The sequence below is a fragment of the Curtobacterium sp. MCBA15_007 genome (genome assembly GCF_001864905.1).
Taxonomy (GTDB): Bacteria; Actinomycetota; Actinomycetes; order Actinomycetales; family Microbacteriaceae; genus Curtobacterium; species Curtobacterium poinsettiae.
The window spans coordinates 35,562-49,989 of sequence record NZ_MJGM01000005.1 but is presented as its reverse complement, the minus strand read 5'-3'; the positions used below and the strand labels follow the sequence as shown (position 1 = coordinate 49,989).

General features: G+C 71.3%; 16 protein-coding genes. 12 read left to right on the top strand and 4 right to left on the bottom strand.

Going from position 1 to position 14,428, the window contains the following annotated elements; translation table 11 throughout:
• Positions 1–155 precede the first annotated feature (155 nt).
• Positions 156–1,175, bottom strand: a complete 1,020-nt coding sequence (locus BIU95_RS04535; RefSeq protein WP_017886425.1) for a LacI family DNA-binding transcriptional regulator — start codon at positions 1,173–1,175, stop codon at positions 156–158.
• Between the two features lie 116 nt (positions 1,176–1,291).
• On the bottom strand, positions 1,292–2,341 hold the full coding sequence (locus BIU95_RS04530; protein ID WP_017886424.1) for a magnesium and cobalt transport protein CorA: 1,050 nt from the start codon (positions 2,339–2,341) through the stop codon (positions 1,292–1,294).
• Positions 2,342–2,670: 329 nt separating this feature from the next.
• On the opposite strand from BIU95_RS04530, the gene BIU95_RS04525 reads away from it, so the two are divergent.
• Complete coding sequence (locus tag BIU95_RS04525; protein ID WP_017886423.1) at positions 2,671–3,534, top strand: hypothetical protein; 864 nt, start codon at positions 2,671–2,673, stop codon at positions 3,532–3,534.
• A gap of 125 nt (positions 3,535–3,659) precedes the next feature.
• Here the strand turns inward: BIU95_RS04525 and idi are convergent, their stop codons facing one another.
• On the bottom strand, positions 3,660–4,202 hold the full coding sequence (gene idi / locus BIU95_RS04520; protein ID WP_031259371.1) for an isopentenyl-diphosphate Delta-isomerase: 543 nt from the start codon (positions 4,200–4,202) through the stop codon (positions 3,660–3,662).
• 21 nt (positions 4,203–4,223) lie between these two features.
• Between idi and BIU95_RS04515 the strand changes: the two genes are divergently transcribed.
• The 7 genes from BIU95_RS04515 to BIU95_RS04485 all read left to right on the top strand — a co-directional run bounded on the left by BIU95_RS04515 (position 4,224) and on the right by BIU95_RS04485 (position 10,642).
• Positions 4,224–5,282, top strand: coding sequence for a polyprenyl synthetase family protein (locus BIU95_RS04515; protein ID WP_017886421.1), 1,059 nt, complete (start codon positions 4,224–4,226; stop codon positions 5,280–5,282).
• Entirely contained in the window at positions 5,279–6,217 is a 939-nt protein-coding gene (locus tag BIU95_RS04510) for a phytoene/squalene synthase family protein (protein ID WP_017886420.1), read from the top strand. The genes BIU95_RS04515 and BIU95_RS04510 overlap by 4 nt, the downstream gene beginning before the upstream one ends.
• Complete coding sequence (gene crtI / locus BIU95_RS04505) at positions 6,214–7,854, top strand: phytoene desaturase family protein (RefSeq protein WP_082509494.1); 1,641 nt, start codon at positions 6,214–6,216, stop codon at positions 7,852–7,854. The genes BIU95_RS04510 and crtI overlap by 4 nt, the downstream gene beginning before the upstream one ends.
• Entirely contained in the window at positions 7,854–8,186 is a 333-nt protein-coding gene (locus tag BIU95_RS04500; protein ID WP_071250626.1) for a lycopene cyclase domain-containing protein, read from the top strand. The genes crtI and BIU95_RS04500 overlap by 1 nt, the downstream gene beginning before the upstream one ends.
• Positions 8,183–8,602, top strand: a complete 420-nt coding sequence (locus tag BIU95_RS04495; RefSeq protein WP_071250624.1) for a lycopene cyclase domain-containing protein — start codon at positions 8,183–8,185, stop codon at positions 8,600–8,602. Before BIU95_RS04500 ends, BIU95_RS04495 begins: the two co-directional genes overlap by 4 nt.
• Positions 8,599–9,525 (top strand): prenyltransferase, encoded by a 927-nt coding sequence (locus tag BIU95_RS04490; RefSeq protein WP_071250622.1) that lies wholly within the window; start codon positions 8,599–8,601, stop codon positions 9,523–9,525. Before BIU95_RS04495 ends, BIU95_RS04490 begins: the two co-directional genes overlap by 4 nt.
• 73 nt (positions 9,526–9,598) lie before the next feature.
• The gene (locus BIU95_RS04485) at positions 9,599–10,642 is read left to right on the top strand and encodes a Gfo/Idh/MocA family protein (RefSeq protein ID WP_017886415.1); all 1,044 of its coding nucleotides are present in this window, start codon (positions 9,599–9,601) and stop codon (positions 10,640–10,642) included.
• A 166-nt stretch (positions 10,643–10,808) separates the two neighbouring features.
• Here BIU95_RS04485 and BIU95_RS04480 read toward each other — a convergent pair whose 3' ends face one another.
• Positions 10,809–11,549, bottom strand: a complete 741-nt coding sequence (locus BIU95_RS04480; protein ID WP_042538661.1) for an MBL fold metallo-hydrolase — start codon at positions 11,547–11,549, stop codon at positions 10,809–10,811.
• 63 nt (positions 11,550–11,612) lie between these two features.
• On the opposite strand from BIU95_RS04480, the gene BIU95_RS04475 reads away from it, so the two are divergent.
• From BIU95_RS04475 to BIU95_RS04460, 4 genes are all read left to right on the top strand, one after another.
• A complete protein-coding gene (locus BIU95_RS04475) occupies positions 11,613–12,128 on the top strand; it encodes a hypothetical protein (protein WP_071250620.1) in 516 nt (171 codons plus the stop codon).
• 4 nt (positions 12,129–12,132) lie between these two features.
• Positions 12,133–13,164: a YihY/virulence factor BrkB family protein gene (locus BIU95_RS04470; RefSeq protein WP_071250618.1), complete on the top strand. Its 1,032-nt coding sequence runs from the start codon at positions 12,133–12,135 to the stop codon at positions 13,162–13,164.
• 61 nt (positions 13,165–13,225) lie between these two features.
• Entirely contained in the window at positions 13,226–13,717 is a 492-nt protein-coding gene (locus BIU95_RS04465; RefSeq protein ID WP_017886411.1) for a DedA family protein, read from the top strand.
• Between the two features lie 10 nt (positions 13,718–13,727).
• Positions 13,728–14,423 carry an SDR family oxidoreductase gene (locus BIU95_RS04460; protein ID WP_071250616.1) on the top strand — a complete coding sequence of 232 codons (696 nt, stop codon included), beginning with the start codon at positions 13,728–13,730 and terminating at the stop codon, positions 14,421–14,423.
• Positions 14,424–14,428: the final 5 nt, after the last annotated feature.

The following is a 14,428-nucleotide window of genomic DNA, read 5'->3' as shown; positions in this document are numbered from 1 at the left end:
CCACGGGCCTCCCGTCCGGTCCGTGGGCGCGTCCGGAGCCGCGCTCGCCGTGTCGGAGCGGGCGTCCCTGGCGCTTCCGGGCGTCCCTGGTCGGAAGTTCGTGGCAGGGATGCCCGTTTGCGGCAGGTACTCCGCCGCCGCCGGCCCCGAGCACGTCAGCGCGTGCGGGGTGCGCTCGTCGAAGCGCGCACGACCAGCTGCGGGACGATGTCGATCGGGCGGAGGAGCTCGCCCTCACTCGGCAGCAGCAGGTCCACGCAGCGACGCCCGAGCTCGGCGAAGTCGACCTGCACCGTGGTGAGCGGCGGCCAGAAGTGCTTCGCCTCGGGGATGTCGTCGTAGCCGACCACGGACAGGTCCCCCGGGACGTCGAGCCCGTACGAGCGCGCCGCGTGCATGACGCCGAGCGCCATCTGGTCGTTCGAGCAGAAGATCGCGGTGCAGTCCCGCCACCGCAGCAGCTCGCGGCCGGCGTGGTAGCCGAAGTCGGCGGTCCAGTCGCCCAGAATCGGCGGGGCGACGGCCATGTCGCGGTCGGACATCTCGCGCAGGAACCCCTGCATGCGGGCGTCGGCCTCGATCCAGTCCTGTGGGCCGGCGATGTGCCGGACGTACTCGTGTCCCAGGTCGAGCAGGTGCGCGGTCGCGAGTCGTGCGCCCTCCATCTGGTCCACCCACAGGGCCGTGGGGTCCTCGCCGACGCTGGCACGCATGGTGACGTAGGGGGTGCGGATTCCGAGCTCGGCGATCAGGTCGAAGACCCGCTGCTGGGGCGCGATGACGACGATGCCCTCGACGTCCAGGTCGAGCAGGTGTCCGAGCCCTTCACGCACGGCGGCGTCGGTCGCCTCGGCGATGTTCGCCGTCGTGACGGAGTAGCCGCGCAGCATCGCGGCGTCCTCGATCGCCTGCAGTGCGACCGCGGGACCGTAGTGGGCGCGACGGGCCGTCAGGACGCCGATCGTGTGCGTCCGGCTCGTCACCAGGGCGCGCGCGGCCCGGTTCGGCCGGTACTGCAGCTGCTCCATGGCCGCCAGGACCTTGTCGCGCGTCTCGGCCCGGATCGCGTCCGAGTTGTTCAGCACCCGCGAGACGGTCTGGTGCGAGACGCCCGCGATCCGTGCGACGTCACGGATGCTGGGCGAACGCGGTTGCTGTGTCCGCGATGACGCCATTGCTGCTCGTTTCCGCCCGGGTGTCGTGGCACATCGATGTGCACGTTCACATCCGGGCCAGATCATTATGCACGTCCAGCGGATCGGCGCCACCTGTGCGCCGATCCGCCGTCGGCTCAGAGCCAGTTGCGCTTGCGGAAGATCGCCCAGAGCACGCCCATCAGCAGGAGCATGCCGAGGATCGCGACCGGGTAGCCGTAGTGCCAGTGCAGCTCGGGCATGTGGTCGAAGTTCATCCCGTAGACACCGGCGATCAGGCCGGGCGCGAACAGGATCGCCGCCCACGACGAGATCTTCTTGACCTCCTCGCCCTGGCGGTGTGCTGCCCGGGCGAGTTGCCGGCTCTCCTCGCCCTGCGCCAGGCTCGCGCTGGTCATCCGCCGCATCGCCTCGTTCTGCTCCTGCGACACCAGGGTGGCGTGCAGGGTCAGGGCGTTCTCGAGCAGGGCGCGGAACGAGTCGACCCGCTCGGTGACGCGGAGCGCGTGGTCGTGCACGTTGCGGAGCCGGTGCTGTACGTCGTCGTCCACGCCGTACTTGTCGGCACCGCGGAGCAGCCCGGTCACCATCGCGGGCACCGGGGTGGTCGCGCGCTGGAACGCCAGGACCTCGCTGAGCAGCTGGTAGATGCGCTTCGAGACCCCGGGGTCGACCTGCCCGGCGAACAGCTGGTCCTCGATGGCGTCGATCTGCTCCTGCAGCACCTGGACGACGGGCCCGTACCCGTCGACGACCTCGTCGAGCACGGCCGCGGTGACCGCCTCGGACCCCTTCGCCAGGAACTCCGGGTCCGCCTCGACCTGTGCCCGCAGTGCCGCCAGGTCGGGGCGCGCGGCGTGCCGGACGCTGACGACGAAGTGGTCGCCGACGAACAGGTGGACCTCGCCGAACTCCACGGTGCCCTCGGACGGGTCGAACCAGGCCGGCCGGAGCACCATGAACAGGGTGTCGCCGTACCGCTCGAGCTTGGCGCGCTGGTGCCCCTTGCGGGCGTCCTCGACGGCGTTCTCGTGCAGGTCGAACTCGGTGGCGACGGCCTCGAGCTCGTGCGGGTCGGGCCGGAGCAGCCCGATCCAGGTCAGGTCGCCACGAGCCGGGCGCGACAGGGTCGACGGAGACTCCACGCGGCGTCCCCGGACGTAGATCGCGTTGTCGATCAGTGCCATGTGCGTGCTCCTTCGGTGGGGAGCAGGCGGGCGCGATGGCACCCCGGAGGCGATCCGGGGCGGGGCAGGGTCAGCGAACGGGCGCGACGACCGACACGGGCGGCCGGCCCGATCGAGGATGGTCACCCGACATCGCGCCTCACCTGCCCTTCTCGTCTCGTCGTGGCGGCGCCCAGAGCGCTGCCGAGCGTCGAGCGTACGCCTGCGGCGCAGGTCGGACAACTTCGATCTCGGCTTTCCACATCGGTCATGAGAACCCTTGCTGCACCCCGAACCGGACGCTAGTGTCCTGATATCCAGAACACTGGATGCCAACACGAAGGAGTGTCATGGTCAAGAAGCAGTCGCCCACCATCGGGATCATCCTGGCGTCGATCGGGTGCGTCGCCTTGTCGTTCGCCCCGGGGTTCCGCGATGTCGCCGTCGTGTGGTGGCTCCTGGGCGCCGCCGGCATCGGCACAGCGTCGATCCGTGAGATGCGACCGAGGCGCCCCCGTCAGAAGCGCACGCTGGCACTCTCGGGGGTGGCGTTCGTCGCCGCGGCCGCCGCAGCGATCGCGCTCGTCGGCGTCGTGGCGCCGGCACGAGCCGAGGCGTCGAGCGCGGTGACGGTCACGGACCCCTCCGGCACAGGACGGCTCGTCCAGCTCGCTTCGCAGCTCCGAGTCGAAGGGCGCAACCGGAGTTCGAACGCGGTCTCGGCGGCTCGGGAAGCGGGGTACTCCGCACGCTCAGGGCTGCGACCTGACTGGGCTGGTGCCACTGCTTACACCTACGAGGGCGCCGACGTCGTCTCGGTCCCGCTCCTCGGGACCGACGTCCCGGAGATGACGAAGCTCTCGTTCGTGACCGTGGACGGTGAGACGACCATCACCGAGATGGCCTCCGCGATGACGTCCGTGACCGTGGTGCACTTCGCGATGTGGCAGGACGGTCAGCTGACCAAGAACGTGGACCTCACACAGGGAACCGAAGCGGAGCAGGCATCGTCCGTCGGGACGTACGGCCTCGACTGGAAGCGACTGAACAACTGCCTCAACCGCATCGGGATCAGCTGGGCGGTGATCGCAGTCCTCGGCGTCGCGTGCGGCGCAGCCTGCGCGACCATGGTGCTCTGCGCTCCGTGTCTCGCCGCGGCGGCTGGCTTCACGACGGGCACGATCGCGAAGTGCGTGTCGAACGCCTGGTCCTGAGCGGCCCGGTAGGGGCCTGGCAGGCGTCGCTGTCCACCCTGCCAGGCCGCAACGGCCGACTCCGCGCAGCGCCGGCGCGCATTCGCTCAGGCGCAGGTGCACACGCAGACGCAGACGCAGCAGCGTCAGCGCGTGACGTGCAACCCAGCGGTCTCGAGCTCGGCCAGCTGCCACCCGAGCCACGGGCTCCAGGCGAACGGCGCACCGGCGACGGCCTGCCTGAGAGAATCCTCGGACACCCAGGCCCACTCGGCGACCTCGTCGTCCGCGGGCGCCGGTGTGTCGTCGGTCACGGCACGGAAGACGGGGCAGACCTCGTTCTCGACGATGCCCGACGCGTCGACCGCGCGGTACCGGAACTCCGGCAGCACGACCTCGACGTCACGGATGGTGATGCCGAGTTCGCGAGCGGCGCGACGGGCGATCGCGTCCTCGAAGGACTCGTCCGGACCGGGGTGACCGCAGAAGGTGTTCGTCCACACCCCCGGCCAGGTCTTCTTCGACAGCGCTCGTCGGGTCACCAGGACGTCGCCGTCGGTGTTCCGGACGTGGCACGAGAAGGCCAGGTGCAGGGGCGTGTGGGCAGTGTGGACCGTGAACTTGTCCGCCGTGCCGATCGGGGTACGGTCGTCGGACAGGAGCACCACGGATTCAGGGAAAGCGTTCATCTGAGTCGATAGGTTAGGCCAATGAGCGAGGAAGCGACCACCGTGCCGCACATCGACCTCGCGCTCGTCGACGACTGCCTCGAGCGCTTCTTCGCCGTGTCGTCGGCGCGCGCCGAGCGCTACGGCCGACCGTCGGAAGAGCTGTGGCGCGTGCTCCGCAAGGCGAGCATGGGCGGCAAGCGCTTCCGGCCCCGCATGGTCATGACCGCGTACGCCGGCATGGGCGGCACCGACGCGCACGCCGCCGCCAACGTCGCGGCGGCCTACGAACTCCTGCACACCGCGCTGGTGGTGCACGACGACGTCATCGACCGTGACTGGTCGCGCCGCGGGCAGCCGAACGTCGCCGGGTCGTTCCGTGACAACGGGACGACGGGTGGACTGCCGTTGCCGACCGCCGAGCACCGGGGGATGAGTGCCGCTGTGATCGCCGGTGACCTGGCGCTCGCCGGGGCACCTCGGTTCATCGAGGCCGCGGGCGTCGACGGCACCCGGCGTGAGCGGTTGCTCGAGCTGTTCGACGAGGCCGTGTTCGCCAGCGCCGCCGGCGAGATGACCGACGTCGACCTGGCACTCGGGGTGATGCCGACGGTGGACGAGGTCCTGGCGATGGAGCGGGCGAAGACGAGCGTGTACTCGTTCGAGGCGCCGCTGCAGTCCGGTGCGGTACTGGCCGGCGCCGACGAGGAGATCGTCACCGCCCTCGGTGCCTTCGGCCGCGAGATCGGCATCGCCTACCAGATCGTCGACGACCTGCTCGGGGTGTTCGGCGACGAGACCATGACCGGCAAGACCGTGCTCGGCGACCTGCGCGAGGGCAAGCGCACCATGCTCATCGCGTACGCGGCGACCACCGACTGCTGGCCCGACCTCGAGCCGTACCTGGGTGACCCGGACCTGACCGAGGCCCGCGCGGACGAGGTCCGTGCGACCCTGGTGTCCTGCGGTGCGCGCGGCGCCGCGGAAGCACGTGTCGCTGACCACACCGCACTCGCCCGGGCCGAACTCGCCCGGCTGCCGTACGAACTCGCCGACCGCCTGGAGGCCCTCGTGACCGAACTCGTGGAGCGCGCCCGGTGACCCACAGCACCACCACGGCGACCGGATCCCGTCCGGCTCGCCTCCAGCTCTACGACGCGACGGCCGAGGCCGCGTCGGGTGTCGTCATCGACCGGTACTCCACGTCCTTCGGCCTGGCGAGCCGCATGCTCGCCCGCGACACGCGCGAGCACATCCGCAACGTCTACGCGCTGGTCCGCGTCGCGGACGAGGTCGTCGACGGCCCCGCGACCGAGGCCGGGCTCGACCGCGAGCTCGCCCGGACCGTGCTCGACGAGCTCGAGGCCGACACCGAACGGGCCATCGCGCTCGGCTTCTCGGTGAACCCGGTGGTCCACGCCTTCGCCCGCACCGCCCGCACCACCGGCTTCGGCGCCGAGCTCACCGCCCCGTTCTTCGCCTCGATGCGCATGGACCTCGAGCGCACCGAGCACGACGACGCCTCGTTCGACGCGTACGTGTACGGCTCGGCCGAGGTCGTGGGCCTGATGTGCCTGCGTGCGTTCGTGTACCGCGCGGGCAAGCCGACGTTCGACCAGGCCGAGCTCGTCGCCGGGGCGCGTGCGCTCGGTGCGGCGTTCCAGAAGGTGAACTTCCTGCGTGACCTGCACGCCGACTTCGAGGTGCTCGGTCGCTCGTACTTCCCGGGCGTCGACATCCGTTCCTTCGACGAGGCCACGAAGCACCGCCTGGTCGCCGACGTGCAGGCCGACCTCGACCACGCCGCGCGGACGATCCGCCTGCTGCCGGCCGATGCCCGCAACGCCGTCGGGCTCGCACACGCGCTCTTCCAGGAACTCAACGACCGACTCGCGCGCACCCCGGCGAGCCGTCTCGTCACGACGCGCGTGCGCGTCCCCAACCCGGTGAAGGTCCGCCTCGCGGCACAGGTCCTCGCCGGACGCGGACCGCTCCGGTCGCGCGCAACCACCCACCGGCCGGGAGGCTCGTCATGACCCCGCCCCGCGCCTCCCGACCGAAGACGGTCGCCCCCACCACCCGGCGCAAGGTGCCGGCACGTCGTGCCGTCGTCATCGGCGGCGGCATCAGCGGCCTGGCGGCCGCTGCGCTGCTCGCCCGCGACGGCTTCTCGGTGACGGTGCTCGAGCAGCGCACGCAGCTCGGCGGCCGTGCCGGTTCGTGGGAGCAGGACGGGTTCCGGTTCGACACCGGGCCGTCGTGGTACCTCATGCCCGAGGTGTTCGACCACTTCTTCCAGCTGCTCGGCACGTCAGCCGAGGCCGAGCTCGACCTGGTGAAGCTCGACCCCGGCTACCGCGTCTACAGCGAGGGCCACGACGAGCCGATCGACCTGCGCGCCGACGCCGAGGCCAACATCGAGCTGTTCGAGTCCATCGAGCCCGGTGCCGGCGAGCGGATGCGGAAGTACCTGGCGTCGGCCGAGGACACCTACCGGATGGCCGTCCGCCGGTTCCTGTACACGACGTTCCAGGACCTCACGAAGCTCGCGGCACCCGACGTGCTCCGGCGCCTGCCGAAGCTCGCGCGCCTGCTGCTCGAGCCGCTCTCGACCTTCGCCGAGACCGCCGTGCGCGATCGCCGCCTGTGGCAGATCCTCGGCTACCCGGCGGTGTTCCTCGGCACGAGCCCGTACGCGGCGCCGAGCATGTACCACCTGATGAGCCACCTGGACCTGTCCGACGGCGTGCTCTACCCGAAGGGCGGCATCACCGAGGTGATCTCCGCCGTCGAGCGGGTCGCCCGTGCCGAGGGCGCGAAGATCATCGCCGGTGCGAAGGTCGAACGGATCGTCGTCGAGGACGGCGTCGCCACCGGTGTCGTCCACCGCGACCGCGACGGCGTGCAGCACACGGCCCCCGCGGACCTCGTGGTCAGCGCGGCCGACCTGCAGCACACCGAGATGCAGCTGCTCGAGCGGGAGCACCGCACCCACGGTGCCGACCACTGGAAGAAGCGCGACCCGGGGCCGAGCGCGGTGCTCGTGTACCTGGGCATCGACGGTCCGACGCCGGGGCTGCTGCACCACACCCTGATGTTCACCGCGGACTGGAAGGCCAACTTCGGCGCGATCTTCGGGGACGACCGGCACGTGCCGGACCCCGCGTCGATCTACGTCTGCGCCCCGTCCGAGACCGACCCGAGCGTCTCCCCGCCCGGCACCAGCAACCTGTTCATCCTGGTGCCCCTGCCCGCCGACCTGTCGATCGGCAAGGGCGGCATCGACGGCGCCGGTGACTACCAGGTCGAGCAGATCGCCGACCGTGCGATCGACGTGCTGGCCGAGCGTGCCGGGGTGCCGGACCTGCGCGACCGCATCCGGGTCCGTCGCACCATCGGGCCCCGCGACTTCGCCGACGACCTGAACGCCTGGAGCGGCTCGATGCTCGGTCCGGCGCACACGCTGAAGCAGAGCGCGTTCTTCCGCGAGAAGAACGCGTCGAAGAAGGTCGAGGGGCTGTACTACGTCGGCGCCTCGACGATCCCGGGCATCGGTCTGCCGATGTGCCTGATCAGCGCCGAGGTCCTGCTCAAGCGCATCCACGGCGACCGGAGCACTGAGCCGCTGCCGACACCCCTCGGGGCCCCGAGGGACCGGACCGAGACCGCCTGATGCCCGGGCTGTACCTCGCCGGCCTGGTGGTGTCCCTGGTCGGCATGACCGTGCTGGACGCCCGCTTCCGGTTGTTCTTCTGGCGGGCGCCGTGGCGGGCGGCGGCCGTGACGGTCGTCGGGGTCGCGTTCTTCATGGTGTGGGACATCGCCGGTGTCGCGACCGGCATCTTCTTCATCGGGCCGCAGAACCTGCTCACCGGGGTGCTCCTGGCGCCCGAGGTCCCGCTCGAGGAGCTCTTCTTCCTGCTGCTGCTCTGCTACTCGACGATGGACCTGGTCGGGTTCGTCCGGCCGCTCGTCCAGCGGGCGACCGACCGGCGGCAGGCGTGAACGGCGCCGGGGCGTACGCGCTCCTGGCCCTGCCGTTCTTCGGCGTCACGGCCGTCGTCGGCATCATCGCCGGGGTCGTCGCCGCGCGCCGTGCACGCGCCGCGGGTCGGCTGCCCGCGGTGGGTCGCCGGGTCGCGGTGCTCACGTCCGTGATCGCGGGCATCGCGCTGCTGGTGATGACGTTGGTGTTCGACAACGTCATCGTCACGCTGCGCATCGTCGCCTACGACCCCTCGCTCATCAGCGGTGCGAAGATCGGTGCGATCCCGGTCGAAGACCTCGCCTACGCGATGTCCGCCATCGTGCTGCTGCCCAGCCTGTGGGTCCTGTTCGACCGGACCGGCGCGCGCCCCGCGCCCCACCCGACCCCAGCACCAGCACCAGCGGAGCCAGCACCAGCAGAGGACACGAAGTGAACGCCAGCACCGCCTCCAGGCCGTCGACCCTGCGCGCCCTGTTCGTGTCGTCGCGGCCGATCAGCTGGGTGAACACCGCGTACCCGTTCGGCGCGGCGTACCTGCTCGGCAGCGGGGTCGGCGTCGAGGGCGGCGGCGGGTTCTCGCTGATCGCGTTCCTGGTCGGTGTCGTGTACTTCCTGGTGCCCTACAACCTGGCGATGTACGGCATCAACGACGTCTTCGACTACGAGTCCGACCTGCGCAACCCGCGCAAGGGCGGCGTCGAGGGCGCCCTGCTCGACAGGAGCGTGCACCGTGCCACGTTGTGGGCCGTCGTCGTCACGAACGTCCCCTTCCTCGTCGCGCTCGTGGTGCTCGGCGCGGTCAGCGGCAACGGTCCGTGGTCGTGGCTCGTCCTGGCGATCAGCGTCTTCGCGGTCATCGCGTACTCGGCGCCGGGGCTGCGGTTCAAGGAGAAGCCGTTCCTCGACTCGCTCACGTCGAGCACCCACTTCGTCTCGCCGGCGATCTTCGGTCTCGCCCTCGCGGGGCCGCACTGGACCGGCGAGCTCGTCGCCGTGTGCATCGCGTTCTTCCTGTGGGGCGTGGCCTCGCACGCGTTCGGTGCCGTGCAGGACGTCCTGGCCGACCGGGCCGGCGGCATCGGCTCCGTCGCCACCGTCATCGGCGCGCGGGCGACCGTGCGGCTGGCGTTCGTCGCGTACCTGGTCGCCGGTGTCGCCCTGCTGTTCTCGGCGTTCCCCGGGCCGATCGCCGCGATCGTGGTCGTCCCGTACGCGCTCAACGTGCTGCCGTGGTGGAACATCACCGACCAGGGCGCCGAGGCCGCGAACGCCGGCTGGAAGCGGTTCCTCTGGATCAACTACCTGGCGGGCTTCATCGTCACGATGGCACTCATCGCGTACGCCTACACGCACTGACAGACTGGACGCACGCACCGCGGCGACCGTGGTGCGACACCAGCCACGACGGCAGCCACGAAGGAGTGCACGCATGAGCGTCCGGATCATCCACGTCGGTCTCGGAGGGTGGGGCGGCAACTGGGCCCGCACCGCCATCCCAGAGGTGTCGGAAGTGCAGGTGGTCGGGATCGTCGACCCGTCGGCGCCGACGCTCGAGGCCGTGCGGACCGACCTCGGGCTCCCGGCCTCCGCCGCGTTCGCGTCCCTGACCGAGGCGCTCGCCACGGTCGAGGCCGATGCCGTCGTCATCACCGCCCCGGCCGTGACGCACGTGCCGCTCGCGCTCGAGGCGCTCGAGGCCGGCAAGCACGTCCTGGTCGAGAAGCCGTTCGCGAACACCACCGACGAGGCCGTCACCGCGGTCCGCCGCGCCGAGGAGCTCGGCCTGGTGCTGCAGGTCAGCCAGAACTACCGCTGGTACCCGGCACCGCGGGTCGTGCAGGAGATGCTCGAGGCCGACGTCGTCGGTGAGGTCTCCGCGATCAACGTCGACTTCCGGCAGTGGGACAACGACCAGCCCGCCGAGACGTACCCGCACTACCGGTTCCCGCACGCGATGATCAACGACATGGCGATCCACCACTTCGACCTGCTCCGGATGATCACCGGGCAAGAGGCCGTCCGCGTCTTCGCCAAGGCCAGCTACCCCGCCTACAGCAAGTACCAGGACGAAGCGGTCGCCTCGATGATCATCGAGCTCGACGGCGGCACGGTCGTCAACTACCGCGGCAGCTGGCTGAGCCGCGGCCCACGCACCGCGTGGGCCGGCGAGTGGAGCATCGAGGGTGAGGACGGCGAAGTCTGGTTCACGAGCCGCGACGGCGAGCCGAACGCCGTTGCCGGCGACCGGGTGACCGTCCGCCGCACCCAGGACGACGAGGCCGAAGTGGTCGAGCTCCCCGTGCTCGCACACACCGACCGCCAGGGCGGCCTGCAGGCGTTCGCCCGCTCGGTGCAGGGCGGTCCCGCCCCGGAGACGAGTGGGCGCGACAACCTGCGGAGCCTCGCGCTGATGGAGGCCGCCGGCCGCTCCGCGGCGTCCGGCCTGCCCGAGGACGTCGTCGTCCCGTCCTGACCGCACCCACCGACGGCCTGGAGGCACGGGGCGGGCCCGCACCGCGCCTCCAGGCCGTCGTCGGTCGCTCCACCGCGTCGGGGACCTTTCGCGCTCACCGACAGTCCACGCGTCGGAGCGCCCGTGACGTGTCGCTGCGCGCGTGGACTCGCGAGCCGGTTTCGCGTCAGGCGGCGCCGGCCGCCCGCCGCGCCTGCGCGACGGCCCGCCGCACGCCGAGCGACCAGGCTGGCCCGTGGCCCGGCAGCACGTGCTTCGCCTCGGTGTCCGCCAGCAGCTCGAGCGACGCGACCGCCGTGTCGACGTCCGACGTCGCCGCAGGTGCGACGATCCGCGGTCCGATCCCGCCGGTGTACGGGTCGAAGGTGACGAGCGCGTCCCCGGCGATCACGGCGTCGCGGTCGGCGAAGTGCAGGGCCACGTGCCCGTCGGTGTGCCCGGGTGTCTCGATGATCCACGGGGTGCCCGGCACGTCGGCGCGGTTCTCCAGCGGCTCGGTGTCGGCGATGCCGTCGACCGTGGCCGCACCGGCGAGCAGCATCCGACCCAGGGGACGCAGGCCGCCCGGGTGCAGCGCCACGAACCCGAAGCGGTTCGCCTGGGGCCGGTACGAGTACGGGTGCGCGGCGAGGTGCCGGTCGCCCGGGTGCACGAAGACGGGCGTGCCCCAGTCGCGGTGCATCCGTGCAGCGGTTCCGACGTGGTCGAAGTGCCCGTGCGTGAGCAGCAGGCCCTCCACCCGATCGGGCGTGTAGCCCAGGTCGTGCACGGCGAGCTGCAGGTGCGGCCACGCGGCGGGCAACCCCGCGTCGATGACGAGCAACCGGTCGCCGGTCTCGACGAGGTACGTGTTGGTGTGTGCGATCTCGAGGCGGTGGATCCCCTCGGCGGTGTCCCGGAAGAGCATGTGCGGCACGGTAGGCGCGGGCTGCTGGGCAGCATCCCGGGTGGGACGTGTACGAAATGGGGAATGGCCAAGGACAGTCTGCCCGAGCTCGAACTCGCCAACGTGCGCACGCGCGAGCGCATCACGGACACCGTGACGGAGCTGAAGCGGCGCGCGGACCTGCCCGCCCGCACCCGTCTGGCGGTCGCCAAGACGAAGCAGCGGTGGCACCGCGACCCCACGCCCCTGGTGGCGATGGGGCTGACCGGCCTGACCGGTGTCGCGGCGATCGTCCTCGGCATCGCGCTGCGGAACAAGCCCGCCGGGCACCTGGCGCAGCCACCGGCGAGCTCGGCTTTCACCGCGCTGCTGCCGTTCGGCGCTCGGGGCGACGCCCCGTCGGCACAGGAGCGGGCGCAGGGCGGTCGGAAGGATCGCAAGGCACGGGCGAAGGCCGCCGAGGAAGCCCTCGAGCGTGACCCGGCGCACCGGGGCCGCGTGAAGCAGCAGGTCGGCATCGCAGCGGTGCAGCGACGCGCGAACAAGAACCGCAAGCAGGCGGTCAAGCGGTCGAAGGCGGCCGTGAAGGCGAGAGGCTAGTCCCATGGCGCACGAAGAGCAGAAGCCGGACCCGGACGACTCCCGGAAGCCCGACAACCCCACCGACCTGAAGAAGCCGACGCTCGTCTACACGCTGAAGAAGACGCTGCGCGAGTTCACGAGCGACCAGTGCACCGACCTGGCCGCGAGCCTGACGTACTACTCGGTGCTCGCGCTGTTCCCCGGGCTGCTGGCGGTCGTGTCGATCCTGGGCCTGGTGTCGGACCCGGCGAAGACCATCGACACCCTGCTCCAGGTCATCCGCAACATCGGCGGCGGTGACGTCGCGAACCTGCTCAAGGACCCGGTGAACGGCCTCGTCCGCTCGCCCGCCGCCCCCGTGACCTTCATCGTCGGTCTGCTCGGTGCGCTCTGGTCGGCCTCCGGCTACGTCGGCGCCTTCGGCCGCTCGATGAACCGGATCTACAACGTCCGCGAGGGCCGGCCGATCTGGAAGCTCCGCCCGACCATGCTCGGCGTCACGGTGACCACCGTCGTCCTGCTCGTGGTCGGCCTGCTCGTGCTGGTGAGCGGGCCGCTCGCCCGGAGCTTCGGCGACGTCATCGGCCTGGGCGACGTCGCCGCGACCGTGCTGCTGATCGTGCAGTGGCCGATCCTGCTCGTCATCGCGATCATCGTCGTCGCGGTGCTCTACTACTGGTCGCCGAACGTCAAGCAGCCGAAGTTCCGCTGGGTCAGCGGCGGGTCGATCCTGGCGATCCTCATCTGGGTCATCGCGAGCGTCGGCTTCGGGTTCTACGTCGGGAACTTCTCGAACTACAACGCCACGTACGGCTCCCTGGGTGGGGTCATCGTGTTCCTGCTGTGGATCTGGATCACGAACAACGCCCTGCTCTTCGGTGCCGAGTTCGACGCCGAGATCGAGCGGGGCCGCGAGCTGCAGGCCGGCATCCGTGCCGAGGAGGACATCCAGCTCCCCGAGCGCGACACCCGCCAGATCGAGAAGCAGGACGAGCAGCGCGCGCAGGACGTGCTCGAGGGCATCCGCATCCGCCAGGGCGTCGACAACGACTGAGGGTCGCGCGTCCGACCGGCGCTGACGGGCGCTCTCCGGTTCGGGACGCTACGGTGCGAGCGTGCCGTCCTTCCTCGAGGGGCTCCCGTTCCGGTGGCTCGTCCTCGCGCTCTTCGCGATCGTGTTCTGCCGTGCGCAGGCCACGTACTGGGTCGCGCGGCTCGCGGTGACGGGTGCGTCCCGCTCGCGGTGGGGCGGGTGGCTGCGGTCGCCGGCGGTCCGTCGTGGTTCGGCGCTGCTCGACCGCTGGGGCCTGCCCGTCGTCACGGTGAGCTTCGTGGTGGTCGGCCTGCAGACGGTGATGAACGCCGCAGCAGGGCTGGCACGGGTCGCCTGGTGGCGGTACACGATCGCGATGGTCCCTGGCTGCGTCGCGTGGGCCTTCCTGTACGCGACCGTCGGGCTCGCCGTGTTCTGGGCGGTCGTCGCGGCGCTCGCCGGCTCGCCGTGGGGCATCGTGGCGCTCGCTGGTCTCGTGGTCGTCGCCGGCGTCGCACTGACGGTCCTGCGTCGTCGCCGTGACCGCACAGGAGGCCCGGCCCGGCTTCCGTAGGCTGGCCTCCGTGACGACAGACCAGCTCCAGAACCGTCCGGTCGCCCTGGTGACCGGAGCCACCCGCGGCATCGGCCGCGCGATCGCCGCCGACCTCGGCCGCACCCACCACGTGCTCGTGGGTGGCCGATCCGCCGACGCCGTGGACGCCCTCGTGCAGGAACTGCCGAGCGCGGCGCCGTTCGTCGGTGACCTGGGCGCGGGCGAGGTCCCGGCGCTGCCGGCGCGGCTCGACGTGCTCGTGCACTCCGCCGGTGTCGAGCAGGGCACCACCGTCGCCGACACCCCGCGCGCGGTGTGGGAGCAGGTCTTCGCGACGAACGTGTTCGCGGTCGCCGAGCTCACCCGGCTGGCGCTGCCGGCACTGCGGGCGGCCCGGGGCATCGTCGTGCCGATCAACAGCGGCTCCGGGTTCCACTCGGGCCCCGGCGGTGGCGTGTACGCGGCGTCGAAGTTCGCGCTGCGGGCCTTCGCCGACGCCCTGCGCGAAGAGGAGCGGGCGAACGGCCTGCGGGTGTCGAGCGTCCACCCGGGCCGGACCGACTCGGACATGCAGCGGCAGCTCGTGGCGAAGCTCGGGGAGTCCTACGACACCGACTACTACCTGGCGCCCGAGGACGTGGCCGCCGCGGTCCGCACCGTCGTCGACCTGCCCGAGCGCGGCACCGTCGAGTCGCTCGCGATCCGACCGACCCGACGGCGCTGACGGCG